The 26,315-nt window shown below is 41.3% G+C and carries 21 protein-coding genes; 15 read left to right on the top strand and 6 right to left on the bottom strand.

Annotation, left to right across the window (positions count from 1 at the left end):
• Window positions 1-39 precede the first annotated feature (39 nt).
• The 7 genes from KH364_RS01495 to cysK all read left to right on the top strand — a co-directional run bounded on the left by KH364_RS01495 (window position 40) and on the right by cysK (window position 6,571).
• On the top strand, window positions 40-498 hold the full coding sequence (locus KH364_RS01495) for a DUF1934 domain-containing protein (protein ID WP_005385333.1): 459 nt from the start codon (window positions 40-42) through the stop codon (window positions 496-498).
• Complete coding sequence (gene argS / locus KH364_RS01490) at window positions 464-2,197, top strand: arginine--tRNA ligase (RefSeq protein ID WP_273298126.1); 1,734 nt, start codon at window positions 464-466, stop codon at window positions 2,195-2,197. The genes KH364_RS01495 and argS overlap by 35 nt, the downstream gene beginning before the upstream one ends.
• A gap of 15 nt (window positions 2,198-2,212) precedes the next feature.
• Window positions 2,213-3,823, top strand: a complete 1,611-nt coding sequence (locus KH364_RS01485; protein ID WP_273298124.1) for a CTP synthase — start codon at window positions 2,213-2,215, stop codon at window positions 3,821-3,823.
• Between the two features lie 9 nt (window positions 3,824-3,832).
• On the top strand, window positions 3,833-4,048 hold the full coding sequence (locus tag KH364_RS01480; RefSeq protein WP_105098084.1) for a hypothetical protein: 216 nt from the start codon (window positions 3,833-3,835) through the stop codon (window positions 4,046-4,048).
• A gap of 188 nt (window positions 4,049-4,236) precedes the next feature.
• Window positions 4,237-4,800 carry an alkyl hydroperoxide reductase subunit C gene (ahpC, locus tag KH364_RS01475; protein ID WP_009352518.1) on the top strand — a complete coding sequence of 188 codons (564 nt, stop codon included), beginning with the start codon at window positions 4,237-4,239 and terminating at the stop codon, window positions 4,798-4,800.
• A 370-nt stretch (window positions 4,801-5,170) separates the two neighbouring features.
• Window positions 5,171-5,620 (top strand): Rrf2 family transcriptional regulator, encoded by a 450-nt coding sequence (locus KH364_RS01470; RefSeq protein ID WP_004698292.1) that lies wholly within the window; start codon window positions 5,171-5,173, stop codon window positions 5,618-5,620.
• Between the two features lie 15 nt (window positions 5,621-5,635).
• A complete protein-coding gene (gene cysK, locus KH364_RS01465; RefSeq protein WP_273298118.1) occupies window positions 5,636-6,571 on the top strand; it encodes a cysteine synthase A in 936 nt (311 codons plus the stop codon).
• A gap of 179 nt (window positions 6,572-6,750) precedes the next feature.
• On the opposite strand, the gene KH364_RS01460 is transcribed toward cysK, so the two are convergent.
• Window positions 6,751-10,617: a subtype B tannase gene (locus KH364_RS01460; RefSeq protein WP_273298116.1), complete on the bottom strand. Its 3,867-nt coding sequence runs from the start codon at window positions 10,615-10,617 to the stop codon at window positions 6,751-6,753.
• 285 nt (window positions 10,618-10,902) lie between these two features.
• On the opposite strand from KH364_RS01460, the gene KH364_RS01455 reads away from it, so the two are divergent.
• Window positions 10,903-11,487: a hypothetical protein gene (locus tag KH364_RS01455; protein ID WP_009352230.1), complete on the top strand. Its 585-nt coding sequence runs from the start codon at window positions 10,903-10,905 to the stop codon at window positions 11,485-11,487.
• Between the two features lie 8 nt (window positions 11,488-11,495).
• Window positions 11,496-12,074 carry a hypothetical protein gene (locus tag KH364_RS01450; protein ID WP_009352446.1) on the top strand — a complete coding sequence of 193 codons (579 nt, stop codon included), beginning with the start codon at window positions 11,496-11,498 and terminating at the stop codon, window positions 12,072-12,074.
• A gap of 111 nt (window positions 12,075-12,185) precedes the next feature.
• On the opposite strand, the gene KH364_RS01445 is transcribed toward KH364_RS01450, so the two are convergent.
• The 4 genes from KH364_RS01445 to dapF all read right to left on the bottom strand — a co-directional run bounded on the left by KH364_RS01445 (window position 12,186) and on the right by dapF (window position 17,399).
• Window positions 12,186-14,168 (bottom strand): fructose-specific PTS transporter subunit EIIC, encoded by a 1,983-nt coding sequence (locus tag KH364_RS01445; protein WP_273298114.1) that lies wholly within the window; start codon window positions 14,166-14,168, stop codon window positions 12,186-12,188.
• A gap of 33 nt (window positions 14,169-14,201) precedes the next feature.
• Window positions 14,202-15,116, bottom strand: a complete 915-nt coding sequence (pfkB, locus tag KH364_RS01440) for a 1-phosphofructokinase (RefSeq protein ID WP_273298112.1) — start codon at window positions 15,114-15,116, stop codon at window positions 14,202-14,204.
• Window positions 15,117-15,166: 50 nt separating this feature from the next.
• Window positions 15,167-16,504: a Na+/H+ antiporter NhaC family protein gene (locus tag KH364_RS01435; RefSeq protein WP_273298110.1), complete on the bottom strand. Its 1,338-nt coding sequence runs from the start codon at window positions 16,502-16,504 to the stop codon at window positions 15,167-15,169.
• Between the two features lie 61 nt (window positions 16,505-16,565).
• Window positions 16,566-17,399, bottom strand: a complete 834-nt coding sequence (gene dapF / locus KH364_RS01430) for a diaminopimelate epimerase (protein WP_009352415.1) — start codon at window positions 17,397-17,399, stop codon at window positions 16,566-16,568.
• 309 nt (window positions 17,400-17,708) lie between these two features.
• Between dapF and ptsP the strand changes: the two genes are divergently transcribed.
• Both ptsP and KH364_RS01420 read left to right on the top strand, forming a co-directional pair.
• Window positions 17,709-19,436, top strand: a complete 1,728-nt coding sequence (ptsP, locus tag KH364_RS01425) for a phosphoenolpyruvate--protein phosphotransferase (RefSeq protein ID WP_273298108.1) — start codon at window positions 17,709-17,711, stop codon at window positions 19,434-19,436.
• 121 nt (window positions 19,437-19,557) lie between these two features.
• Complete coding sequence (locus KH364_RS01420) at window positions 19,558-19,818, top strand: HPr family phosphocarrier protein (protein ID WP_009352491.1); 261 nt, start codon at window positions 19,558-19,560, stop codon at window positions 19,816-19,818.
• Between the two features lie 80 nt (window positions 19,819-19,898).
• Here KH364_RS01420 and KH364_RS01415 read toward each other — a convergent pair whose 3' ends face one another.
• On the bottom strand, window positions 19,899-20,177 hold the full coding sequence (locus KH364_RS01415) for a metal-sensing transcriptional repressor (protein WP_009352282.1): 279 nt from the start codon (window positions 20,175-20,177) through the stop codon (window positions 19,899-19,901).
• Window positions 20,178-20,540: 363 nt separating this feature from the next.
• On the opposite strand from KH364_RS01415, the gene KH364_RS01410 reads away from it, so the two are divergent.
• The 4 genes from KH364_RS01410 to potE all read left to right on the top strand — a co-directional run bounded on the left by KH364_RS01410 (window position 20,541) and on the right by potE (window position 26,196).
• Window positions 20,541-21,347: a biosynthetic peptidoglycan transglycosylase gene (locus KH364_RS01410; RefSeq protein ID WP_273298105.1), complete on the top strand. Its 807-nt coding sequence runs from the start codon at window positions 20,541-20,543 to the stop codon at window positions 21,345-21,347.
• A gap of 321 nt (window positions 21,348-21,668) precedes the next feature.
• Entirely contained in the window at window positions 21,669-22,880 is a 1,212-nt protein-coding gene (locus KH364_RS01405) for an argininosuccinate synthase (RefSeq protein WP_054748244.1), read from the top strand.
• A complete protein-coding gene (argH, locus tag KH364_RS01400; RefSeq protein WP_105081629.1) occupies window positions 22,880-24,307 on the top strand; it encodes an argininosuccinate lyase in 1,428 nt (475 codons plus the stop codon). The genes KH364_RS01405 and argH overlap by 1 nt, the downstream gene beginning before the upstream one ends.
• A gap of 557 nt (window positions 24,308-24,864) precedes the next feature.
• Window positions 24,865-26,196 (top strand): putrescine-ornithine antiporter, encoded by a 1,332-nt coding sequence (gene potE / locus KH364_RS01395; RefSeq protein WP_105081628.1) that lies wholly within the window; start codon window positions 24,865-24,867, stop codon window positions 26,194-26,196.
• Window positions 26,197-26,315: the final 119 nt, after the last annotated feature.

Raw genomic sequence — 26,315 nt, 5'->3', positions numbered from 1 at the left:
GTATAATATGATGATTGATTACTACCATGGAGGTTGAAAATGAAGCGGGTTCTAGTGTCCGTAAAAAGTGTACAACGAGATATGGACGGCAAGGATACCGTAGTGGAACTGATTTCCCCAGGTACATCACATGAAAAGGGTAATGCCCAGTATGTGCGTTACGAAGAATCTAGTGTGACTGGCTTAGATGGGGTAAAGACGACCATTAAAATCCATGATGACTCTATTGTATTGCTCCGAACAGGGGCTGTGAATATGCGTCATCAATACGTCCGTGGTGAAGAGCGCGAGTCCGTGTATGAAACACCGTATGGTGATTTACACATGGCCGTGAACACTCATGAATTAACAGTAGACTTTCACGAAGGCGTAGGTCATGTTCATTTAGGATATGACATTTCCGTTGAAGGTGAATGGCAATTTTATAATCAGTTAGATATAGACGTGCGGGAGGATACAGAGCATGGAAATGAAGGAAATCCTGAAATCGGGGATTGAACAGGCATTACAAGATACGATTAACAGCGGTGGTTTACCAGCTGGGGAATATCCAGAAATCGTTCTCGAAGTGCCACCTCAAAAAGAATTCGGTGATTTTTCTACAAATATTGCTATGCAATCCGCTCGTATAGCCCGTCAAAACCCTCGTGCTATTGCAGAGGCTTTGATTAGCCATATGAATTTTGATTGGCTCGAACGTGCTGAGGTTGCTGGTGCAGGTTTCATCAACTTCTTCTTGAAATCTGATATGGTGTACGATACGCTGAAAGCCATTTTAAATGCTGGAGATCAGTATGGTGTTCAACCATTGCGTGCACGCGATACGATTCAAGTAGAGTACGTAAGTGCGAACCCAACAGGTCCGTTGCATGTAGGTCATGGTCGTGGTGCTGCGTATGGTAGTGCACTTGTAAACTTGTTGCGTGCAGCAGGTTACAATGTACAGTCTGAGTACTATATCAATGATGCGGGTAACCAAATCGATAATATGGCTATCTCCATTGAGTACCGTTTCCAAGAGTTGCAAGGTGCGACATTAGTGTTCCCACCTAAGCGCAACGAAGATGGTTCCATGCCTGAATTCGATATTCCAGAAGGGGCTCTCGTGTTCCCTGAAAATGGCTACCGAGGTCCTGATATTATCGAGACTGCAAAAGCTATTGCAGAACGCGAAGGCTTTGATAAATTGAATGCTATGAACGAAGCAGATCGTATTGCCTTGTTCAAAGAGGAAGGTCTTAAAGAAAAACTAGCTCGCCTAGAGGAGACATTGAGAAACTTCCGCGTTACTTTTGATAATTGGTTCTCTGAGCGTACTGTTCACGAAACTGAGGAAATTCATCACTCTATAGAGGCGTTGAAGGTTCTTGGCAAAGTATACGAAAAAGACGGCGCTTTGTGGTTGAAATCCACTGATTATGGTGACGATAAAGACCGCGTTGTTATTCGTGATAATGGCGTTCCTACATACTTGGCGGCAGATATTGCATACCACCGTAGCAAATATGATCGTGGATTCAAAGAAATGATTGATATTTGGGGCGCTGACCATCATGGTTATGTGTGCCGTGTAAAAGCTGCTATGGCCGCTTTCGGTTATGACCCAGACCAATTAACTGTATTGTTATTACAAATGGTAGCATTGTTCCGCGATGGGGAACTCGTTAAATTATCTAAACGTAGTGGCGATAGCGTTACATTAGATGAGTTGATTGATGAAGTAGGCGTAGATGCATCTCGTTATTTCTTCTTGATGCGTTCCTTAGATAGCCAACTTGATTTCGATATTAACTTGGCGAAATCTCGTAGCAATGATAACCCAGTGTATTATATCCAATATGCTCATGCTCGTATTCACAGCATTTACAACCAAGTGCGTGAAGCTGGCATCGCATTTGGCGATTATAGTGAAACTGATTTCACAACGCTTACAAGCGAAATGGAATTAGAATTAATTAAGAAATTAGCTGAATATCCAGAAGAGGTAGTTCAATCTGCTGAACATCGCGCGCCTCATCGTATTGCTCGTTACTTATACGATTTAGCAAGCATGTTCCACTCCTTCTATCGTCAAGGTCGTATCATTGGCGTAGATCCAGCGTTGCAACAAGCTCGTCTAGGATTAATCACAGCAATTGCCCTCGTACTTCGTCAAGGCTTGGGTATTTTAGGTATTTCCGCTCCGGAAAAAATGTAATAGGTGGGAGGCATCATGGCAACTAAGTATATTTTCGTAACTGGCGGCGTTGTTTCTTCTCTTGGTAAAGGGATTACAGCAGCATCCTTGGGTCGCTTGCTTAAAAACCGCGGTTTCAATGTAACGATTCAAAAATTTGACCCATACATTAATATTGACCCTGGTACGATGAGCCCTTACCAACATGGTGAAGTATTCGTAACAGATGACGGCGCTGAAACTGACCTTGATTTAGGCCATTATGAACGCTTCATCGATATTAACCTTAGTAAACGTTCTAATATTACAGCTGGTAAAGTGTACTGGTCTGTAATTAATAAAGAACGTAAAGGTGACTACTTGGGTAGCACTGTACAAGTAATTCCACATATTACAAATGAAATTAAACAAAATGTATACCGCGTAGGTAAAGAGGATAACGCTGATGTAGTTATCACTGAAATCGGCGGTACAGTAGGCGATATTGAAAGCTTGCCGTTCATGGAAGCTATTCGCCAAGTAAAAAAAGAAGTAGGTCGTAACGACGTACTGTACATTCACGTTACATTGGTACCATACATCAATGCAGCAGGCGAGTTGAAAACAAAACCTACACAACATAGCGTAAAAGAATTGCGCAGCATCGGTATTCAACCAGATATCTTGGTATGCCGTAGTGAAAAACATATTTCTGATGAAATGAAAGAAAAACTTGCTTTGTTCTGCGACGTAGAACCAGAAGCAGTTATTGAAAACAAAACTTGCAGCTCCATCTATGAAGTACCATTGATGATGCAAGACCAAGGTCTTGATGACATCGTTATCAAAAAATTAGGTCTTGAAGAACGTCCTTGCGATATGACTGCATGGAAAGAAATGGTTCACAAAATCTTGAATCCAAGCAAAGATATTACAGTGGCTATCGTTGGTAAATACGTAGCATTACATGATGCGTATTTATCCGTAGTTGAAGCTCTAGATCATGCTGGTATTGCTACGGGTACTAAAGTGAATATTCGTTGGATTGACTCCGAAGAACTTGATGATACATCTATAGATCCTAAAGAGATATTTGATGGTGTTGAAGGTATCATCGTACCTGGTGGATTTGGTTCTCGTGGTGTAGAAGGTAAAATCCGCACAATCCAATACGCTCGTGAAAACAATATTCCATATCTTGGTCTATGCCTTGGCATGCAAACTGCAGTAATGGAATTTGCTCGTAACGTATGCGGTATGGAAGGTGCCACTTCTAGCGAATTCGATGAAAACGCTAAATATAAAGTGATCGATTTGATGAGTGACCAAGTTGATGTAGATAAAAAAGGTGGCACAATGCGCCTTGGTGTTTACCCATGTAAAGTAGAAGCGGGTACAAAAACTCGCGAAGTGTATGGGGAAGACCTTATCTATGAACGTCATCGTCACCGTTATGAGTTCAATAACGAATACCGTCAACAATTGACTGATGCTGGTCTTGTTATCTCTGGTACATCTCCAGATGGTCGACTTGTGGAAAGTGTAGAAGTGAAAAATCATCCATTCTTCATCGGTACACAAGCGCATCCAGAACTTAAATCCCGTCCAAATAATGCACATCCATTATTCCGCGGTTTAGTAGATGCGATCTTAGAACTAAAAAAATAGAGTAGAGCCATGGGATCTCTTTTATCTATTATAGGTATATTTATATTAGCTGCACTCAAACTAGAGCAGTTTGTATATGGTAAATCGGGAAAAGAACAATCTACAACTGGTCACATAGCACGGAGAGGGCTTGCTAATATAGCGGGTTTAATCGCTTTTGATCATTCTACTATAAGTAGTAAATCTATTGTAGTACGTAAAAAGAAGAAAGATGCTCAGAAATGAGCATCTTTCTTCTTTTTTATTTACATCGAAAAATATTGAAAAAATATATCGATAAATTTAAAAATAACACTTGCAATATTGAATGATATTTGTTATTATATAGACAAAGATAGATATACCGATGGTGTTAAGTGCACCAATACAAATATAATCATTACAATTTGAAACTCACACAAGGAGGACATAACATGTCTATTATTGGTAAACAACTTCCTGAATTTACACTTGATGCTTTCAAAAAACCTGAATTGGTAAAAGTAAGCACTGCAGACGTGTTGGGTAAATGGTCTGTATTCGTATTCTATCCAGCAGATTTCACATTTGTGTGCCCTACTGAATTGGAAGACGTACAAAACTCCTATGCAGAGTTGAAAGAATTGGGTTGCGAAGTTTACTCCGTATCTTGTGACTCCGAATTCGTTCACAAAGCATGGTCTGATGCTTCTCCAACTATCAATAAAATCGAGTACTACATGTTAGCTGACAAAAAACATGAATTAGCTGACTTCTTCGATGTATTCCAAGAAGAATCCGCTATGGCATACCGTGGTACTTTCGTAGTAGATCCAGAAGGCTTCGTACGTACAGCTGAAATCCATGACATGGGTATCGGTCGTTCCGCTGAAGAATTGGTTCGTAAAGTACAAGCTGCTCAATTCGTAGCAAAACATGGTGACCAAGTGTGCCCTGCACGTTGGAAACCAGGTAAAGACACTTTAAAACCAGGTCTTGATCTTGTAGGTAAAATCTAATTTAGAAACCTATACTTAAGTGCTAGAGTAATCTAGACAACTCCTCAAATGACAAGAACACGGGCGCGCATCGTTTTCCTGACGATACGGTAAGTCCCAATACCAGATGAACCCTCTCCAATTCATCATGGTAAACCTCATATAACAAACTACAAACTATACGCAAAAGGACTGGCCTTCGGGCTGGTCCTTTTGTGTTATCTATATCCCTTTGTAAAAGTAGGAAATAAGTTCTTGCTTTTTTGTCATGAGTGGTCTATAATGAAATTAATTCCTAGTAATATACAAGGTTTTATAAAAATAGTATAACAAGTGCTTTATAACATGGGGTGTGTTAGCGCACTAACTTTTACAAAGAGAGGCAACATATATGAGGATTTCCACAAAGGGTCGTTATGCATTGATGGTTCTCATCGATTTAGCAGAGCAAGGTCAAGATAAACCAGTATCTTTGCGATCTGTGGCAGAGCGACAAGGCATTTCTGAAAAATACCTAGAAGGTATCGTAGCTCGTTTGGGTGCTGCAAACCTAGTGGATAGCATTCGTGGTAAATACGGCGGCTATCGATTGTCTAAAAGCCCTAAAGAGTACACAATTATTGAAATTTTGCTTGCTACAGAGGAATCTATGGCTATCATTTCCACCCTTGATGAAGGGGTGAGTACTGATACGGTAATCAACGAACGCACTGTTGGTTTCTGGGCAGGATTACAAAACTATATTCATGATTATTTAGAAAACGTAACTCTTCAAGATGTAATTGACGGAACTTACGCTAAACTTGATACAAAATATGATAATTGGGATGGTTCTATTTAATAAGGAGTAACTACTATGTCTAAAATTGCAAAATCTTTTGTTGAATTGATTGGTAAAACACCGCTATTAGCGGCTACACGTTTTGGTGCTAAATTTGGTGCAGACGCTAATATCTTCGCTAAATTGGAATACTTTAATCCAGGTGGTTCTGTAAAAGACCGTATTGCAGCAGCGATCATTCAAGCAGCTGTTGAGTCTGGTGAATTACAACCAGGTGGTACAATCGTAGAAGCTACATCTGGTAACACAGGTATTGGCTTATCTGCTGTTGGTGCAGCGCTTGGCTATAAAGTAGTTATCGTAATGCCTGAAACAATGTCCATTGAACGTCGTAAATTGATGCTTGGCTATGGTGCTCAACTTGTATTGACTGATGGCTCTCTTGGTATGAAAGGTGCTATTGCAAAGGCTAAAGAAATTGTAACAGCTACAGCTGGTGCCATCGAGGCGGGTCAATTCGTAAATCAAGCAAACCCAGCAATTCACTATAAAACAACTGGTCCTGAAATCTGGCAAGATACAGATGGTGCAGTAGATATCTATGTAGCAGGTGTTGGTACAGGTGGTACTCTAACAGGTGCAGGTCGTTATTTAAAAGAACAAAACCCAGATGTTAAAGTAGTAGCTGTGGAACCAACTGATTCCCCAGTATTGTCTAACGGCAAACCAGGCCCTCATAAAATCCAAGGCTTAGGCGCTGGCTTCATTCCTGATACTTTGGATACTAATATTTACGATGAAGTAATCCAAGTAACTAACGAAGATGCTTTCGCTACATCTCAAGCATTTGGTCATACAGAAGGCGTATTGGTAGGCATTTCCTCTGGTGCAGCTCTTTGGGCCGCTCAAGAATTGGCAAAACGCCCTGAAAATAAAGGTAAAAACATCGTAGTAATTCTTCCTGATACAGGCGAACGCTACTTGTCTACAGCTTTATTCCCTGAAGTGTAATAGAATATGATTGGTGAAAGCAGTGAATATGCTTTCCTAATATATCAAGGCCCCTCGTTTTGAGGGGCTTTTTCGTGCTTAACATAGTGGAAGTTTATGTTAGGGATATTTAATTTAACATAAAGAAAAAGGAGCTACTAGGTAGCTCCTTTCATGTTATGGTATGTATTTAATTGTAATTATCTACCGTTCTTAACGATATTGTCCATCCAGTTGAATAATTCATCTAGATCGTAGTCACCAGAATGGTCTACATTAAATGGTGTAGCCATATCTACTTTATACCCAAGGTTTTGAGCACGGGTACCAACAATCAATGGAATTGCTACAGATGTATTGCTATCAGCTGTACCATAGCGGATACGATAGAACTGTGCATTTGTCGCTGCTGGAGAACCGAGATAGTTCATTGGGTTCATCATAGTAACGACCTTAGCATTTTGTACATATGCCTCTGGATTAGAGGTTGTATCGTGTAAAGCTGCAGTAATTGTAAAGTGATTGTTATCTATTGTACTTGTACCGAATAAGTTGTTCTCGCCAGAGTCATTAGAACGGGAATCGAATGCACCTGGAGCTTTAGAACGACTTACAAAGCGGTTATAAGCTTCCCAGTTAATATCTTTGATTGTACCGGTTTTGTTATCACGTACAAGATATGTATGTTTAGATAGATCACTACCTTTAGCTTGTGCCTTGTTAGCGGCTGCAACGATAAATTCTTTCACATAGTTTTTGAAAGTACCGTTACCATTCTTATCTAATTTCAACACACGACCTACAGAGTCATGTAATTGTAAGTTATTTACGTAATCAGGGAAGTGTTCGTTAAGCAGATTGGAGTAAGCCACATCATCAGGACTCATGGATACTTTGTTGGAGGAGGTAATACCATTATAGCTCCATTCATAAGCCATATCTGCCGCATCAAGGTTAGTGATAGGGGCGTACGCAGAAACTGCATATACATTCGTTGCCGCTGTAGCCGCACCTAATGCTTGTAAATATGGTTGGAAGTCGGAGCTGTTGCCTGCAGCGCCTTGTAACAAGGATACCGCACCGCCAGCACTTGTACCATTGGTGATAATGCGATTTGCATTACCTGGCATAGTGGAATCATTTGCATGCAAGTATGCCGTAGCTGCTTGTAAGTCAACGATTACTGCTGGTGCTTTACCGATGAAGTTACCATCGGATGCTTTGTTTGTACGGCCACGTGTAGCTGGGGAGGCTACTACGTAACCACGGGATAATGCATATACAACACTGTTAGGTTTGCTATTTTCAACTTTTGGAGTCATAGCTTGGCTTGGCATGTAACCACCTACAGCATTTGGCATGAAGATAGGGGCTGTTTGTGTATTGTAACCATTTACAGTACCGTTGTTGAAGTATTCTTCTGGTACATAAATGTTCATGTATTGTTGATCGATATCGATAGGATTAGCCACGTAAGGGATATATTCGAAGGCGCGATATTTGATTTCCTTATTATCTACTGTTGTAGACATAGATTCGTAATTTTTCACGTCGAAGGCAAGACTAATCTTTGAAGATGCATCGGCTTGCAATGGCGGTTCCATTGGTTGGGAAAGAATATCTTTCTCTTCTATTACAACAGATCCTTTAGTGGATGCCTCATTACGAGCATCTACATAGGATTGAGGCAATTTGCTTTCCTGAACATTAGCTTCAGCTTTAGCTTTTGCTTCAGCCTCAGCTTGAGCTTTAGCAGCGGCCTCAGCTTCAGCTTTAGCTTTTGCTTCAGCCTCAGCTTGTGCTTTAGCCTTAGCTTCTGCCTCGGCTTTAGCTTTTGCTTCAGCTTCAGCTTGAGCCTTAGCAGCAGCTTCCGCTTCTTCTTTTGCTAATTGCTCAGCAGCTAAACGTTCTTGTTCTTCTTTGATCGCAGTTTGTCTTGCAATTTCTGCTTGTTGGGCTGCGATATGTTCTTGTTCTGCTTTTATAGCAGCTTCACGTTCAGCTTTAGCTTGCTCAGCCGCGATACGCTCTTGTTCTGCTTTTAGAGCTGCTTGGCGTTGAGCTTCGGCTTGCTCAGCCGCGATACGCTCTTGTTCTGCTTTTAGGGCCGCTTGGCGTTGCGCTTCAGCTTGCTCAGCCGCGATTCGTTCTTGTTCTACTTTTAGAGCTGCTTGGCGTTCTGCTTCAGCTTTAGCGGCAGCTTCTGCACGTTGACGCGCAGCTTCTTCAGCAGCTAAACGTTCTTCCTCAGCTTGTTGAGCAAGGATACGTTCACGTTCTGCTTTTAAAGCAGCTTGGCGTTGAGCCTCAGCTTGCTCAGCAGCAATACGTTGTTGTTCTGCTTGTTGAGCCGCAATACGCTCTTGTTCAGCTTTTAGAGCTGCTTGGCGTTGAGCTTCAGCTTGCTCAGCAGCAATACGTTGTTGTTCTGCTTGTTGAGCTGCAATACGCTCTTGCTCCGCTTTTAAAGCCGCTTGGCGTTGAGCCTCAGCTTGCTCGGCCGCGATACGTTGTTGTTCCGCTTGTTGAGCTGCAATACGTTCTTGTTCCGCTTTTAAAGCCGCTTGGCGTTGAGCCTCAGCTTGTTCCACAGCGATACGTTGTTGTTCTGCTTGTTGAGCTGCAATACGCTCTTGCTCCGCTTTTAAAGCCGCTTGGCGCTGCGCTTCAGCTTGCTCAGCCGCAAGACGTTGTTGCTCTGCTTGTTGAGCTGCAATACGCTCTTGTTCAGCTTTTAGAGCTGCTTGGCGTTGAGCCTCGGCTTGCTCAGCTGCAATACGTTGTTGTTCCGCTTGTTGAGCTGCAATACGCTCTTGCTCCGCTTTTAAAGCTGCTTGGCGTTGTGCCTCAGCTTGCTCAGCCGCAAGACGTTGTTGCTCTGCTTGTTGTAAAGCGATACGACGTTGCTCTTCTTGGATACGAAGGCGTTCTTGTTCAGCCGCTTGACGCTGTGCTTCTGCAATACGTGCTTGCTCTGCTTGTTGAGCTGCAATACGCTCTTGCTCCGCTCTTAGAGCCGCTTGGCGTTGCGCTTCAGCTTGCTCAGCCGCAAGACGTTGTTGTTCAGCAAGAATTGCTGTTTGACGTTGAGCCTCGGCTTGCTGTTGGGCAATACGTTGTTGCTCAGCTTGTAACGCCATTTGACGTTGTTGTTCAGCAAGAATTGCTGCTTGACGTTGAGCTTCGGCTTGCTGTTGGGCAATACGTTGTTGCTCAGCTTGCAACGCCATTTGACGTTGTTGCTCACCGAGAATTGCTGCTTGACGTTGAGCCTCGGCTTGCTTTTGGGCAGCCATTTGTTGATCAACTTGGACCACGCCACTTTGTTTAGCTGCTTCTTCTGCTTCTAATTGAGCGATTCTTTCACGTTCAGCACGTTGAATATCGCGGATAGTCAATTTTTGTTTAGCTACCACGGGTTTAGTAGTTGTTGTATTTGCAACTGTTAACGGCATAGTAGATTGCTCTTGTACAACTACAGGCGTACGTTGTACTTGTGTAGTTTGAATTTGTTGCTTGCCATCCACTTGTTTTTGTACAGTAACAGGTTCTGTTTTCCGTTGTACATTCATCAAGCTATGCATAGCCAATGTTGGCTCCATAACAGTGTTAGTTTGTTTATTAACAACGTATTGTGGTTGAGAAACCGCCATATGTTGTTGAGATAAAGCTTTCGCAGTATCTGTTACTGGTACTGGACGTACACGAGGAATCAAAGGTGTTACCTTTGGCAGCGCTTGCGTTGTTACAGTTTGTTGTCTAACTGTTTGTGCTTGCATCACCGGTTGTGTTTGCATTGGCACAGTTTGTTGTACCTGTGTAGGTCTTACGGGTGCTTGTTGTTGAGTAACAACCGTTGTTTGTGTAATTGGTGGGGTAGGTTGGGTTACTACAGGTCGTACGACTGGTGCCGCTACATTCGTAGTGGCTTGCGTCGTTGATTCAGTGGTAGTATTCGAACCTACTAAATCATTCATGTTGAGGGTAGGGGCTGCGTGGGCAACACCACCCAACGCTGCTGCTGCAAAAAATGCGGCAGTGACCTTACGTTTCCTAGATGATTTCATGAATTACTCTCCGAACTAGAATTGAAAAAATAATTAATAATTTTAAAATTTATTTATACATTTTAACATAAATCGATATATTTGTACAATTTGTGAAAATATAGATGAATAATAGATGGATGTAAAGAAGATGTAATTAGAAAAGTATAATTAATTTTAAAGTACATGGAATATTAAACTTTGTCTTTAATAATTAGAATAGGCGTTTTCTTATGTATACATCTTTCCATAAAATATGATATGCTTTTGGTAATTTAGCTGAGTTTTGTTGATAAAGGAGAGAATATGTTTAGAAAATTCTTATTAGCCTGTATGGTGCTAAGTGCTTTCACCGTACAGACACAGGCTATATCGATTAATGAATTAAATGGATCACCACAGTTTAAAAATGTATATCAAAAAACCGATTCCTATCAAGGAACTTATCCAAAGGATAGGCTAATAAACTATTTAAACACTTACTCTGTAGAAGCACTAGAATACGCAGCGCCACATTATAAATTAAAAGGTACTTTTTATACCGTTTATAAATATACTCGTGGTACGTTTATTACTGAATATGAAGTAACGGCCACATATAATACTAATTATTCACTAGGTTCTTTAATTCACGCCAGTCAAATAGTACAGCCATCCCCATCTATGTATGCGGTTATAAAGGCAGCACAAGATGATTCTGGCATACAAATTGACTTACGAGAGGTGAAGCGATTTAATGGGGATGGTACTGAGGTTAGTAGTACAGTTCCTTTAGTGCACCAATTACGACCTTTAGATCGTAGTCGTTCCGATCAAAATCTCTTTGCTATAGCAGATGCCATGTTTGTCGTTGCATATAAGCAGCATTTTGATGATATTGTGGTGAAATGAGGTGCCTTATGAAACGTTTCTTATTTTTTATGGCACTATTATGTGTTTTGTGTAGTTCTTTTAATTCTGTAAAAGCCGTTTCGAATGCTGAATTGCAGGATACAAGTCGTTTCGAACACATTATATCTAAAGGTGATACTGGTGGTGGAGATGGTAAATATATTGAGTTGAGCACACTTCGAGATATATCTACCGATGCACGTACAAAAAGTATAGAGACTAAGATATACGTTGTATTACCGTCTTCTGATTTGATTCGGGAATATACAATTCGGTATGACTATAATCTAACGTATTCCTTTGTTAATTTAGTAGCAAGAATGCCGGAGTTTACACAACGATTTCCTGATTTTAGTTTAAATGATATATGGAATATAAAAATGGATGATTCTGGTATTGTAGGGACTGTTAAGGCGCAACAGGATTATACTCTTAATGGGGAAAGTAAACCTACACAACCAGGTTATAAAGGGTATGAGCATGTTACTTTCTTAACACCGACTGACTTTGATTTTGAAAGCTATCATGTAGCAAATCGAGTTTTCAAGAAAGTATTTGGCATATTTTATGATGATGTAAGTCGATAGTTTACATAAGAAAAGGACTAGAACATTTTGTTCTAGTCCTTTTGCTATATGTACTTATTTAGCATATGTACGTTTTTGTCATATGTACTAGTATTAAACTAGCTTTTACAATTATTTTTTTAGGCTTGGTTTTACAAGTGCCAAGATGAAGCAAGCCACAACGGAACCGATTGCGATGGATGCAAGGTATAGAAGTGGGTTACCGATTGTTGGTACTACGAAGATACCGCCGTGTGGAGCGCGTAGTGTACATTCGAAGAACATGGACAACGCACCAGCTGTACCAGCACCGATGATGCAAGCAGGCAATACGCGAACTGGATCAGCCGCTGCAAATGGGATAGCACCTTCTGTGATGAAGGAAAGGCCCATAATATAGTTTGTAATACCCGATTTGCGTTCTGCTTCTGTGAAGCGGCTAGGGAAGAATGTAGTACAAAGAGCGATTGCCAACGGAGGAACCATACCGCCTGCCATTACAGCCGCCATGATACCATATTCACCAGTCGCAAGAGCACCTGTACCGATAACGTAAGCCGCCTTATTTACAGGACCACCCATATCAACGGACATCATAGCGCCAAAGATGAGGCCTAACAATACGCGGCTAGTAGTGCCCATGGATTGCAAGGAGTCCATTAACCATTGGTTAAGTGCAGATACAGGAGGGTTGATTACGAAGGTAATGGCAAGACCTATGAACAATACACCAAGTACAGGATAGAAGAGAACTGGTTTTGTACCTTCCAATGCTTGAGGCAAACCAGAGACTAATTTCTTAACTAATAATACTAAATAACCTGCTGCAAAGCCGGCGATCAATGCGCCAAGGAAACCAGAGCCACCTTGGTTAGCCAATAAGCCACCAACGAAACCAGCTACAAGACCTGGGCGGTCAGCAATACTCATAGCAATGTAACCAGCTAATACTGGCAACATGAAGCCAAAGGATGCACCACCGATTTGCATTAAGAACGCAGATAAAGGTGTACCAGAACCGAAGTTTTTAGGATTTGCAGGATCGAATATATCGAATAGGAATGCAAGGGCAATCAAGATACCGCCACCAATAACGAATGGCAACATGTGAGATACACCGTTCATCAAGTGTTTGTAGATTTGACGACCTACGCTGTCAGATGCGCTAGCAGCGATTTCAGCAGCTTCGCGGTCTGCTGCTGATGCTTGGTATACAGCTGCTGTGCCGGCCATGGCTTCTGTCAAAAGCTCTTCTGCTTTATTGATACCGTTCGCAACCTTCGTTTGAATCATAGGTTTGCCGTTAAAGCGCGCCATTTCTACTTGACGATCAGAAGCGACGATGATGCATTTAGCATGAGCGATTTCTTCTGCTGTAAGAGCATCTTTAACACCAGAAGCACCATTTTTCTCAACCTTTAAGGAAATGCCCATTTCTTTGGCTTTTCGTTCTAAAGATTCAGCAGCCATGTAGGTATGAGCAATACCAGTAGGGCAACCAGTTACAGCCAATACATCGTAGTGCGGTTTATCTACAGAAATCTTAGGAGCCACTTTTTCGATAGCTTCCGTAGCTTTAGCTTCGATAGCATCGGTAATACTTGGAGTCTCTTGAGATTCTGGCTGTTTGATATATCCTTCAACGGATGGATCAAAGTTACCTTGCTCTTTAGCTGTTATGAGTTCCAAGAAACGTTCTACAGTAGGAGCAGCGATGAGGGCTTCTTTGAAATCAGGGTCGATAACCATCATAGCTAATTGGCTCAATACCTCTACATGAGTGTCAGCTGCGCCTTCTGGTGCAGCGATCATGAAGAATAAACGAGATGGTTGACCGTCGAGTGCTTCGAAGTCTACGCCGTGAGGCACAACCATAGCTGCTAGGCCTGCTTCTTTTACGCCTGTGGATTTAGCATGTGGTGTAGCGATGCCGTCACCAAGTCCGGTAGAGCCAGATTCTTCACGAGCAAAAACGGCTGCTAAGTACTCACCTTTGTCGATGAGGTTGCCACCTTTTTCCATTAACTCGCCTAAGGTATAAATAGCGTCAGCCTTTGTAACAGGGTCTGCATTTAGCAGGACGGATTGAGGTTTTAATAAATCAGTGATTTGCATATGTGTACTCCTTGATGCAAATAAAATGTAAAACTAGTTAACTCGTACTTGTGAAAGTAATGCTTCTACTTCTTGTAGTGTAGCGAGGTTTTCAGAGTAAGCAGAGGCCGAGCCACTGGAGATACCCCAGTAAAGTGCCTCTTGTAGATCCCCTGTCTTTTCAAAGCCTGTAATAAAGCCTGCTACCATGGAATCGCCAGCGCCTACAGAATTTACGAGCGTCCCCTTTGGGGCAGGGCTCGTATATACAGTGCCATTAGCTGCGACCAAGATAGCTCCATCACCAGCCATAGAGATAAGCACATGCTGTGCGCCTTTCTCTTGCAATGCTTTGGCAGCTTCTACGAGGTCCTCTTTTGTAGAAAGAGGGCGTCCGAAGATTTCGCTAAGTTCATGATTGTTAGGTTTAATCAAGAACGGTTTATATGGCAATACTCGTGTAAGTAAATCCTTTGTAGCATCTACGACGATGCGAATGTTTTTATGTTGCAAGCGCTCCATAATGAGCTCGTACATATCGCTAGGTAAGCTAGAAGGAATACTGCCTGCAAGGATTAGTGTATCCTTTTCTGTCAATGCATCGAGCTGCTTGTAGAGTGCTTCTAATTCGTCGTCCGAGATAATTGGTCCACGGCCGTTGATCTCTGTTTCCTCATCAGAGGCTTTCACCTTAACATTGATGCGGGTTAATCCTTCGCGGAGGCGAATAAAATCTTCTTTTACGCCGAAACTATTGAGCTGTGTTACGATTTCTTCACCTGTAAAGCCGGCGATGAAACCGAGTGCCGTTGTATCCATGCCCAAGTTGTTAAGCACGATAGATACGTTGATACCCTTGCCACCACCAAGAACGTATTCTTGAGTTGTACGATTAATGGTGCCCGTCTTGAGGTGATCTAGGCGCACGATATAATCGAGGGCTGGGTTAAAGGTAATAGTGTAAATCATACAAATTCCCCTTTTAAGATTAATTAGCCTATGATTTGTTGATTTTGTAATTAGCCTATGATTGGTTGATCTTGCTTCCGTAGTCGTAACCAGTAAAGGAGCGGTACGAGATATAGGAAGAAGGCGAATGGTACATAGCCGGCTGTGCTAGTACCCATCATAACTACAGGTACATAAGCAGCGATGTTCCATGGTAGTAAGGCGGCAATGACGATGCCGCTGTTTTCAAAGTCGAGCATCACATCTTCATCTTGAATACCCCGTTGAGCGTAGGTTATACGCATAATAGAATGTGTCATCACAACCGCAATAGCTTGGCTACAACCTACAGCGCCGGTTAAGAGTGCGAGACCTACATTGGCAGCAAATACATCGCTCCGCGTTTTAGCTCGCTCTAATAGTTGTCTAACATCATTCCAGAAGCCAACCCCTTCGAGCATGCCAGAAATGGCAGTGGCCATAAAGATGGATAATGTAGGAATGAACATTGTTTGCAGCCCACCGCCGTGAATGATATCTGCTAGTGGATTATAATGTGGTAGTTCAAAGCCTGTTAAGGTATACCATCCCAATTCGGAAAGGGTAGCCCCTTGATTAGTATAAGCAAGAATGGCTGCGGCTAATGCGCTGAGGCCGATAGGCCATCGAATCGATACTTTCAAAGGCAATAGACCGATGACGATAATCACTGGAATCCATAAGATCCAATCGATGTTGAATACAAAGTGGATTGTATCGGGCAGCAAGCTATTAGTATAGTTGAGTGGGAACCACTGAGATAGTAATAGATAAAGCACTGTGGAAATCACAAGTGCTAGCAGACCATCCTTAAACATAATAGGGATATTGGTTGGTACCTTTGTATGTGTTAAAGCCGCTACGAGAGAGGCGCTAGATGATAAAGGACCATTGCGATCGCCAAAGTACGCACCTGCTATAATGGCGCCTGCTACGATATCCTCTGGAATATTACCAGCCCTTGCCATCGTGATGAGCACGATACCCATGGTGCCTACAGTACCGAAAGCTGTACCTAATACCATGCTAACAATCGCTGTTAATAAGAAGGCACAAGCAATAAAGAGGGACGGATTAATCAAGTCGATGCCGGTGGCGATAATCATTGGGATGATGCCTGCTGCTTGCCACATAGCGATGAGCCAACCGATAAGCAAGAATATTTGCATTACCACAATCGAGGTTTTAGCACCTGTCCATGATAGGGTTAGCAGTTCTTTTGGTTGGTATCCTTTGCGATAGAATACATAGGCCATGATGCACCATACCACTATCAAGGCGTAACCAATAGCAATACCGTTAGCTACGGCGATGATAATGACGAGGATAGATATGAGTAAACCTATGAGCGACTCCGTATTTTTCGGCATTAGAGAACGGCCTTGTTGATACTTTAGAAACGCATTTAATATGAGTTGTAACCACTTCATCTTAATCGATAGGAAGTTCTGTTTCGAAGACTTCCTCAGCAGGGCCAGTCATGAGCACCGTGCCATCCTCCAAGTATGAAATATGTAATGTTCCTAAATAGAGCTCTACATCTACTTCGCGGCCTGTTAAGCCTTTTTCGAAGGACATAACGGCAGAGGCGCAAGAGCCTGTGCCACATGCTAATGTAGCACCTGCGCCACGTTCCCAAGTGCGCACCTTGATATGCTTGTCGTTTATTACTTCGATATAGTTAACATTTGTATTGGATGGGAACGCATCGTGTTTTTCAAGGATAGGCCCTTGTGTTGTTACAGGTGCTTTTGTAATATCGTCGATGAACACCTCTGTGTGCGGCACACCGAGCAATACGGAGCTGACCGTTACGGTTTCGCCGTTTACGTCGAGGTCTACGTCGATAACCTTATCCATATCTACATTCATAGGAATGTCTTGAGATTTAAAGAATGGTTTGCCCATGTCTACTGTAACTTGTGTTACGATGCCATTTTCGATGGTCAAGGTAGGTTTCATTACACCTGCTAATGTTTCAATGGTGAAAGTCTCTTTCGTAGTTTCACCGTGTTCGTAAGCGTATTTGGCAAAGCAACGAATGGCGTTGCCGCACATTTCTGCTTCACTACCATCGGAGTTGATGATGCGCATGCGTACATCGCATGTTTCAGAAGGAACTAGAATGGCAAGACCGTCGGCGCCAATGCCTGTGCGGCGATCGCAAAGGCGAATAGCGAGATCTGTGTAATCTTTCTCAGTTCCTTTTGGGTCAGCAAAGAGGATAAAATCATTGCCGAGACCATGCATTTTAGTTAATTTCATAAAGTCTCCTATCAACAAGTAAGACTTTCACCATGAAGCCCGTGAAAGTCCCAGATGTATATGTTTATATATTCTATATTATATCATAAATGATACTTGATTATGAGAAGAAATCTTATAAAATTATGGCGAAATAGACGAAAAATTAACCTTCTTTTAGTGTCGAGCTAAATTGATTGATGCGTCAAAAACAACCCATGTGGGATGCCCTTTAAGGCTGATAGATGTTGTCTAATTACTTTATTGTTTAACGGAGAAATGATAAAATAAAGAGTAATGTAGTTTATCGTAATAGAAAGAGGAACACATATGCGAATTCAAGGGATTTCTGGATCTCGTGGCGTTGCAGTAGGCAATGTATATAGATATATTCAAGAGGAAATTGTCATTCCTGATTACACCGTGGCTGACGACAAGGTAGAAGAGGAGATTGGCAAGTTTGCAGCTGCTATGGCGGCTACTCTAAAACAATTAGATACGATTCGTCAAAAAGCGTTAGACGAAATGGGCCCAGAAGAGGCAGCCATTTTTGAGGCGCATATGCAAATCGCACAAGACCCATCCTTGTCTGATGGTATTAAATCCCTCGTTGAGTCTAGCCATACTAATGTCGTAGCGGCTACAGCTCAAACTATTGAAACCTTTGCGAATATCTTCCTCGGTATGGAAGATGCATATATGCGCGAACGCGGTGCGGATATTAAAGACATCGGTGATCGTTTGATGCGCAACATGTTAGGTATGAACCCTCGTGGTTTATCTCATATTTCTGGCGAAGTTATTTTGGTGGCTCAAGATTTGGCACCATCCGATACGGCTTCCCTCGATAAAAATGTTGTAAAAGGCATTGTAACAGCGGCCGGTGGTCCTACTTCTCATGCGGCTATCATGGCTCGCACCTTGGAAATCCCTGCTGTTATGGGTGTTGGTGACATTGAAAGCTTCGTAGATGGAAATAAAGCAGTGGTTCTTGGCACAGATGGTATCGTAGAAATGAATCCATCTAATGCGGATTGGGATGAATACACAAACCAAGCTGCGGCGTTCCAAGAGGAATTAAAACGCTTGCGCGAATCTGCCAATCTTGAAGCTAAGACTACTGATGGTCATCATGTAGAATTATTCGGTAACATCGGTAAGTCTAAAGATGCTAAACACGCTCTTACAATGGGCGCACAAGGTATTGGCTTATATCGTACAGAATTCTTGTACATGGAAAACGACGAGTTGCCAACAGAAGATGTACAGTTTGAAGAATATAAAAAGGTTGCAGAAGATATGCAGGGTCAACCTGTTATTATCCGTACCATGGATATCGGTGGCGATAAAGAATTGAAATGCCTAGATTTGCCAAGTGAAATGAATCCTTTCCTTGGTTATCGTGCGATTCGTATTTCCTTGAACCGTCCGGATATCTTTAAAGTACAATTGCGTGCGTTATTGCGTGCTAGTGCCTTTGGCGATATTCACATCATGTACCCTATGATTGCTTCCGTAGAAGAAGTAAAACAAGCGAATGCTATGCTCGAAGAATGTAAGGCTGAACTTACAGCAGAAGGCAAAGAATTCAACAAGGATATCAAGGTTGGTATTATGATCGAAGTGCCTGCAGCTGCTGTTATTTCTCCAATATTGGCTAAATATGTAGACTTCTTCAGTATCGGTACCAACGATTTATGCCAATACACCTTGGCTGTAGACCGTATGAACGAGTCTATTGGTTCTCTATATCAACCATTGCATCCAGGTGTATTACGTCTTATCAAGCATGTTATCGATGCGAGCCATGAACAAGGTAAATTTACAGGCATGTGCGGTGAGCTTGCTGGCGATCCTGTGGCTACAATGATTTTGTTAGGTCTAGGCCTAGACGAGTTCTCCATGACAGCATCTTCTATTCCACTTATCAAAAATATCTTGCGTTCTGTTTCTAAAGCAGAATGTGAAGAGGTGGCCAATAAAGCTCTTACTATGGACACGGCTGAAGAAATTACAGGGTATGCTAAATCCGTATTAATAGAAAAAGGCTTACTATAATTGGTAAAGCTTCATCATAATCATATGTAATATACTTGAATTGATACGCTTATAATTGATACAATATATCTATTAGAACGTAAGGGATAGGCTCTGCCTATCGAGATAGAAAGAGGTTACCATGAAAGAATTAACAGTAGAAATTACAAACGAATCTGGTTTACACGCTCGTCCTGCTACAGCTTTCACACAATTGGCGGCTAAATACGCTTCCAAAGTGACAATCGCTGCTAACGGCAAAACAGCTGATGCTAAATCTATCTTAACAGTATTGACTTTGGGCGCTACAAAAGGTACATCCGTTACATTAACAGCTGACGGTGCTGACGAAGACGACGCACTCGCTGCATTGAGCGAATTCTTAACAACTAATCACGACTAATTTGTGAGGGAAATAAAAAGGACTCTACTACGGTAGAGTCTTTTTTTATGCAAAAAAGAAGAGGCGATTTAGCCTCTTCTTTATTTTCCCATATTAGCAAAACGTTCTACAGCTTTTGTAAAGTCGCTAATAGTTTTGTCTACGTCGCCATGCTCGATACCATCACGTACGCAGTGGTTGATGTGACCTTCAAGAACTACTTGTCCTACCTTGTGTAGTGCAGACTTAGCTGCATTAATTTGGCTCAACACATCTTCGCAAGGAATGTCTTCTTCAATCATTCGATCAATAGCTTGCACTTGACCTAAGATTTTACGCAATCGGCGATGCAGATTTTCTGAATCCATACACTGTTTCATATTACTCCTCCAATGGGCATGTTTTTATCATCTCATTAATTATACTCTATCTAAAGACTGTAATACAACTTAATAAGTAAACCTAATATGCATTAAATCTACATATATAGATTTACGATTGTATGGAACGTATATTTTTAGGTAGGCTTTTACATACAGTATCTAAATTATCAAATATATTTTGCACGATGGGCGCCCATTAAAACCTAGTATGATTCATATCTTCTTCTTGATTGATATGATACAATACTTTTAATACACATTGTGTTTGTATATGTATTAGGCGCTGTAGAACTATTGTTACATAATTATCTCTATATTATATGTGTTCAGCTACAGGCCTTTATGAAATAGGTGAAAGCAATGAAAGTGTTTCATTACCTTCGAAACTTACTGGTGTTTGTGGTAGTCATTATATTGGCTATGTTTATATACGACGGATACCATAGTTATCAAGGTTCAGATCGTGAAAGTAACGCTCATACAACTGTTGAAAAACGAATAGAGGAAAGTGAAGATACTCTCAGTCGTACGGACCGGATTATCCGCCTATTTACCTTTAAGGAAAAGGTAGAAATAGCACTGAATCAACGTATTAAAAAAGATCACTGGGTTAAGGGTGACGTGATTCCTGAGTATACTAAAAATGCCCTTATTGCCATTGAGGACAAGCGATATTATAACCATGGCGCCATTGATGTGCTCGGCATTATACGTGCCTTTTATACGAATACCATCGCTGGTGAAACCGTCGAAGGTGGCAGTACCATTACACAACAACTCGTGAAAAATCTCTTCCTTTCATCCAAACGAATTATGAGTCGTAAAGTGGAAGAGGCCATTCTCGCCAGTGAAATGGAACATTATTACTCAAAAGAAGAAATCCTAACGATGTATTTGAATACTGTATATTATGGTCATAACTACTACGGGATCTATGAGGCATCCCATGGCTATTTTGGAACGAGCCCGAGTCGATTGACCTTGGCCCAAAGTGCACTCCTCGCAGCATTACCAAATGCACCATCCTACTTGGATCCGTATACGAACTATAAAGGGGCAAAGGCGAGACAAAAACTCGTCTTAGAACAAATGGTAGACCAAGGCATGATTACACAAGCCGAGGCAGACTATGCATACCAACAAGAATTAGGGCTTGTGGAAGAGTAATGTAATATAAACTTGGTATATAATTAAAGTATTTAATAATATATAACCAATACATACCTAAATAACATCCCCAAATAAGCTATATTGTGTAGGCGAATACATAATATAGCTTATTTTATATTTAAATAATTACGTTCCGAAAAATATAATTAAATTGAATAAAAATAATGCTTGCATTTATAATTATACAGGTGTATACTATTTTTTGTCAGAAGGAGAAGGTAACCGTTGGTAGCAGATACAACCACGGTGCTTTCACAATGATCTGATATAATATTGATTATATGAGTATAAATAGATAGTAGTTTATGAGGTGTTATCATGGGTAAAGCAAATAAAGTAGTACTCGCATATTCTGGCGGTTTGGACACATCCGTTATCATTCCTTGGTTAAAAGAAAATTATGGTTCTGAAGTTATCGCCGTATGCGTAGACTTGGGCCAACCTGAGGATTATGATGCAGTTGAGAAAAAAGCGATCAAATCTGGTGCGTCTAAAGCGTACATCGTGGATGCTAAAGAAGAGTTCGTAAAAGACTATGTGTGGCCTACAGTAAAAGCGGGTGCCGTTTACGAAGGTAAATATTTATTAGGTACATCCTTCGCTAGACCTTTGATTGGTAAAATCCTCGTAGATATTGCCGAAAAAGAAGGTGCTGATGCTATTGCTCACGGTGCGACAGGTAAAGGTAATGACCAAGTTCGTTTTGAACTCGCCATCAAAGCATTGGCTCCTAATATGAAAATTATCGCTCCTTGGAGAGAGTGGGATTTGAAATCTAGAACTGACTGCATGGAGTATGCTGCTAAGCACGACATTCCAGTAGTAGCTACTAAAAAACATCCGTACTCCATGGATCAAAACGTATGGCATTTGTCCCATGAAGGCGGCGATCTTGAAAATCCAGCAAATGCTCCTAAAGATGATGTGTACTTGGTAACACATACTCCTGAGCAAGCTCCAGATGAAGCTGGTTATGTAACTGTATCCTTCAAAGATGGCGTACCTGTAGCGGTAGATGGCCAAGAAGGTACTCCCTTACAATTGTTAGAAAAACTCAACGAAATCGGTGCACACCATGGCGTAGGCGTTGTAGATATCGTTGAAAATAGATTAGTAGGCATGAAATCCCGTGGCGTTTATGAAAACCCAGGTGGATCCATCATCATGTATGCTCACAGAGAACTTGAATACCTTTGCCTCGACAGAGCTACATACCACTACAAAGAACTTATTGCTAACAAATATGCTGAACTCGTATACGATGGCATGTGGTTTGCACCATTGATGTATGCTTTGCAAGCGTTCGTTGATGAAACTCAAAAAACTGTAACTGGCGATGTAAAACTTAAATTGTACAAAGGCAACATCATTTCTGCTGGTGCTACATCTCCATACTCCTTGTACAGCGAAGATTTCGTAACATTCGAAGAAGATGATGTATACAACCAAGCTGATGCGGCTGGTTTCATCAACTTGTTCGGTTTACCTCTCAAAATTAATGCATTGATGAAAGAAAAGGCAGGTAAATAATGGCTAAATTGTGGGGCGGGCGTTTCACAAAAGGCACTGATAAAGCGGTAGAGGATTTTACATCCTCTATCGCTTTTGATGCGCGGATGTACGCCGAAGATATTGCAGGTAGTAAAGCACATGCAACAATGCTGGCAAAACAAAATATTATCTCCGACGCAGATCGGGACGCTATAGTTGAGGGCTTAACAAAGATTAAAGACCAAATCGATAAAGGTGAGTTCCCATTCTCCGTGGCTCTTGAAGATATTCATATGAATATTGAAAAGCGCTTAACCGATGATATTGGCGAAGCAGGTGGCCGATTACATACAGGTCGTAGCCGTAATGACCAATGTGCAGTAGATTTACATATGTACGTGCGTAAAGCCGTTGTAGAAATGGGCGAGCTCATCGTAGATATGCAAAAAGCCCTCATTGAAACTGCTGAAAAATACAGCGATGTTATCATGCCCGGCTATACGCATTTACAACGGGCACAACCTGTATTGTTTGGTCATCATATGATGGCATACTTCTCTATGTTGGAACGCGACTTTGATCGTTTGTTGATGGTATTTAAGCATGCAGATATTATGCCACTTGGTGCAGGTGCATTAGCTGGTTCTACGTACGGTATTGATCAAACCTATACACAAAAGCTACTCGGCTTCTCTCGTATTTACGAAAATAGTATGGATGCTGTATCCGATCGTGACTACGTGGTTGAGTTCTTATCCTTTGCATCTCTTGTGATGATGCATTTGAGCCGTCTTAGTGAAGAATTGATTTTGTGGTCTACCAATGAGTTTAATTTTATTGAACTTGATGATGCTCATTGCACAGGCTCTAGCATTATGCCACAAAAGAAAAATCCTGACGTATGTGAACTCGTTCGTGGTAAAACTGGTCGCACCTATGGTCACTTACTGGGTCTTTTAACTACCTTAAAAGGCTTGCCACTTACCTACAATAAAGATATGCAAGAGGATAAAGAGGGTATTTTTGATGCTATCGATACAGTACACTTTGCCTTGTCCATCAATGCGGCAATGATTCGCGGTATGAAGGTCAATGGGGCGCATATGAAAGCTGTCCTCGATGATGACTTCTCTAATGCTACGGACATGGCAGATTACCTTGCGAAAAAAGGCGTTCCATTCCGTGAAGCTCACGAAATCGTAGGTAATGCTGTACATCATTGTATTGAAAAAGGTTGCGTATTGCTTGATTTATCCGTTGAGGATTTCAAAGCTATCTCACATCATTTTGATGCAGATATCCTTGATGCTATCTCCATCGAAGCTTGCGTAGCAGGTCGTAACAACTACTCTGGTACCGCTCCAGAATGTGTTGAAAGACAACGTAACAATGGTAAAGCCCTTATCTCCGAAGAAGAAAAACAAATTGCAGAATGGAAAGCAATTGTTGAATCTGCACAAGAATAAGTGTTTTACATTTTAACTTTCTATTGAAAACTTAAGATCGATATACATATAAGTCTGTTTTAGAAGCTCTATATAGAGCTCAAAGCTCATGTGTATATCGATTTTTTTCGTTTAAAAGCCAGGTAATACCTATAAAAAGGCTTTTCTAATTGATAATGTACTATTAAAAAAATATAAATTTGCGTACGTATACAGTGGACTGTGAGAAAATAATAGTCTTGTACTAGGACACTATAACCGTGATAGATAGGAAAAATTACATATATACACAGAATAAAATAGGGTAAAAATATACCTTGTCATTGTTAAAATGAGTTCTGTTCGTTTTAGATGATAAATTAACTATAATTTATTCAATTCGTGTAATATGGCTTGTCCGCCAATAAAGTACTTTCATTTTGGTTTCATAGGTGTTATTATGTAATTCGTAATAAGAATAACAACGGTAAATCCACATTCAAGCCCATCACAGCACGAACTGGATTTACTTAGCGGTATATTATATTTAAGTGAATTATGGACGAGAAAAAATTCACCTTATGAAAGGGGATTGATACATGAAAACGACCGCTAAAAAAATGTCTGTATTCCAGCTAACCACAATGGTAGCAGCCAATATGCTAGGAGCTGGGATCATTATGTTACCAACTAATTTGGCTCAAGTTGGTACTATTTCAGTTTTATCTTGGCTCGTGACAGCTGTGGGTGCGCTTTTACTAGCGTATATTTTTGCTCAAGCGGGTATGTTCTCCCAAAATAAAGGGGGCATGGGCGGTTATGCAGAACACCGCTTCGGTAAAACTGGACATTTTATGGCGAGCTATGCTTACAGCATATCTCTCATCATTGCTAATATCGCCATCGCGGTTTCTGCCGTAGGTTATGGCGCAGCTTTCTTTGGTGTTGACCTTAATGCTACACAAACAAGCCAAGTAACAATTGTGCTCTTGTGGTTTGCAGCGATTTTGAACTTCCGAGGCAATCGCTTCACAGGTCGACTCAGCAACATGACTATTTGGGGCTCTATCGTTCCGGTTCTTTTAATCGGTACAATCGGCTGGTATTGGTTTGATCCGTCTATCTATTGGGCGGCATGGAACCCAAATGATCTTCCGCTTTATGATGCGGTAAAACAATCTATTTCCCTAACATTATGGGGCTTCCTAGGGTTTGAATCCGCAGCGGCTAATGCTGATGCTGTTGAGAATCCAAAGAGAAACGTACCTATTGCAACTGTAGCAGGTACATTAGCAGTGGCGGTGGTTTACATCTTGTCCACAAACGTTATGGCCGGTATCGTTCCTAACGTTGACTTATTAAATTCTAACGCACCATTCGGTTTGACATTCGTATACATGTTCAATGATACAATTGCAAACATCGTTATGGCTGCTATGGTTATTTCTTGCTTTGGCGCTTTACTTTGCTGGCAATTCACATTGTCTCGCGTATTCAAAAGCGCAGCGGAACACGGTTACTTCCCTAAAGTATTCGCTCGTGTAAATAGCAAAGACGCTCCTGTTCGTGGCGTATTCATTTTACTCGCTGTTGAAACATTACTTACTTTGTTCACTGCAAGCGACTCCTTGCGTGAGCAATTTGAAATCTTAGTAAACTTAGCTGTTGTAACTAACGTAGTACCGTATGTATTGTGCATCTTGGCAGTACCTACAATGATGCGTATGGCTGGTGTAGCTGAAAGCCGCATTAAACGTTCCAACTACGTATTCGGCGCAGGTGTTATCTACTGTTTATATGCAATCTACGCATGTGGCTTTGATGCTATGGTAGGTAGTGCAGTAGCGGTAAGCATCGGTTTCGTGATCTATGTTTTGCGTAAAGCGTGGGATACACGCAGAGCGCACCGCTTACAACAAAGTATCGATTAACTGAATATCTCTCGTCTTATAAGAGGCTGTTACTTAGTAACAGCCTCTTTTTGGTATATTAATCAAACTTATTAATTATGGTTTTATTAATTATAAATAATTGATAGTTGCTAAAGTGA

The organism is Veillonella sp. oral taxon 158, from assembly GCF_018376515.1.
Taxonomy (GTDB): Bacteria; Bacillota; Negativicutes; order Veillonellales; family Veillonellaceae; genus Veillonella; species Veillonella rogosae.
The sequence above is the reverse complement of the archived record's forward strand: the minus strand, read 5'-3'. Positions and strand labels throughout refer to the sequence as shown.

Bases quoted from the DNA above. Each gene is read 5' to 3' on its own strand.
- KH364_RS01495 (WP_005385333.1), top strand. From the start codon at position 40: ATGAAGCGGGTTCTAGTGTCCGTAAAAAGTGTACAACGAGATATGGAC.
- argS (WP_273298126.1), top strand. From the start codon at position 464: ATGGAAATGAAGGAAATCCTGAAATCGGGGATTGAACAGGCATTACAA.
- KH364_RS01485 (WP_273298124.1), top strand. From the start codon at position 2,213: ATGGCAACTAAGTATATTTTCGTAACTGGCGGCGTTGTTTCTTCTCTT.
- KH364_RS01480 (WP_105098084.1), top strand. From the start codon at position 3,833: ATGGGATCTCTTTTATCTATTATAGGTATATTTATATTAGCTGCACTC.
- ahpC (WP_009352518.1), top strand. From the start codon at position 4,237: ATGTCTATTATTGGTAAACAACTTCCTGAATTTACACTTGATGCTTTC.
- KH364_RS01470 (WP_004698292.1), top strand. From the start codon at position 5,171: ATGAGGATTTCCACAAAGGGTCGTTATGCATTGATGGTTCTCATCGAT.
- cysK (WP_273298118.1), top strand. From the start codon at position 5,636: ATGTCTAAAATTGCAAAATCTTTTGTTGAATTGATTGGTAAAACACCG.
- KH364_RS01460 (WP_273298116.1), bottom strand. From the start codon at position 10,617: ATGAAATCATCTAGGAAACGTAAGGTCACTGCCGCATTTTTTGCAGCA.
- KH364_RS01455 (WP_009352230.1), top strand. From the start codon at position 10,903: ATGTTTAGAAAATTCTTATTAGCCTGTATGGTGCTAAGTGCTTTCACC.
- KH364_RS01450 (WP_009352446.1), top strand. From the start codon at position 11,496: ATGAAACGTTTCTTATTTTTTATGGCACTATTATGTGTTTTGTGTAGT.
- KH364_RS01445 (WP_273298114.1), bottom strand. From the start codon at position 14,168: ATGCAAATCACTGATTTATTAAAACCTCAATCCGTCCTGCTAAATGCA.
- pfkB (WP_273298112.1), bottom strand. From the start codon at position 15,116: ATGATTTACACTATTACCTTTAACCCAGCCCTCGATTATATCGTGCGC.
- KH364_RS01435 (WP_273298110.1), bottom strand. From the start codon at position 16,504: ATGCCGAAAAATACGGAGTCGCTCATAGGTTTACTCATATCTATCCTC.
- dapF (WP_009352415.1), bottom strand. From the start codon at position 17,399: ATGAAATTAACTAAAATGCATGGTCTCGGCAATGATTTTATCCTCTTT.
- ptsP (WP_273298108.1), top strand. From the start codon at position 17,709: ATGCGAATTCAAGGGATTTCTGGATCTCGTGGCGTTGCAGTAGGCAAT.
- KH364_RS01420 (WP_009352491.1), top strand. From the start codon at position 19,558: ATGAAAGAATTAACAGTAGAAATTACAAACGAATCTGGTTTACACGCT.
- KH364_RS01415 (WP_009352282.1), bottom strand. From the start codon at position 20,177: ATGAAACAGTGTATGGATTCAGAAAATCTGCATCGCCGATTGCGTAAA.
- KH364_RS01410 (WP_273298105.1), top strand. From the start codon at position 20,541: ATGAAAGTGTTTCATTACCTTCGAAACTTACTGGTGTTTGTGGTAGTC.
- KH364_RS01405 (WP_054748244.1), top strand. From the start codon at position 21,669: ATGGGTAAAGCAAATAAAGTAGTACTCGCATATTCTGGCGGTTTGGAC.
- argH (WP_105081629.1), top strand. From the start codon at position 22,880: ATGGCTAAATTGTGGGGCGGGCGTTTCACAAAAGGCACTGATAAAGCG.
- potE (WP_105081628.1), top strand. From the start codon at position 24,865: ATGAAAACGACCGCTAAAAAAATGTCTGTATTCCAGCTAACCACAATG.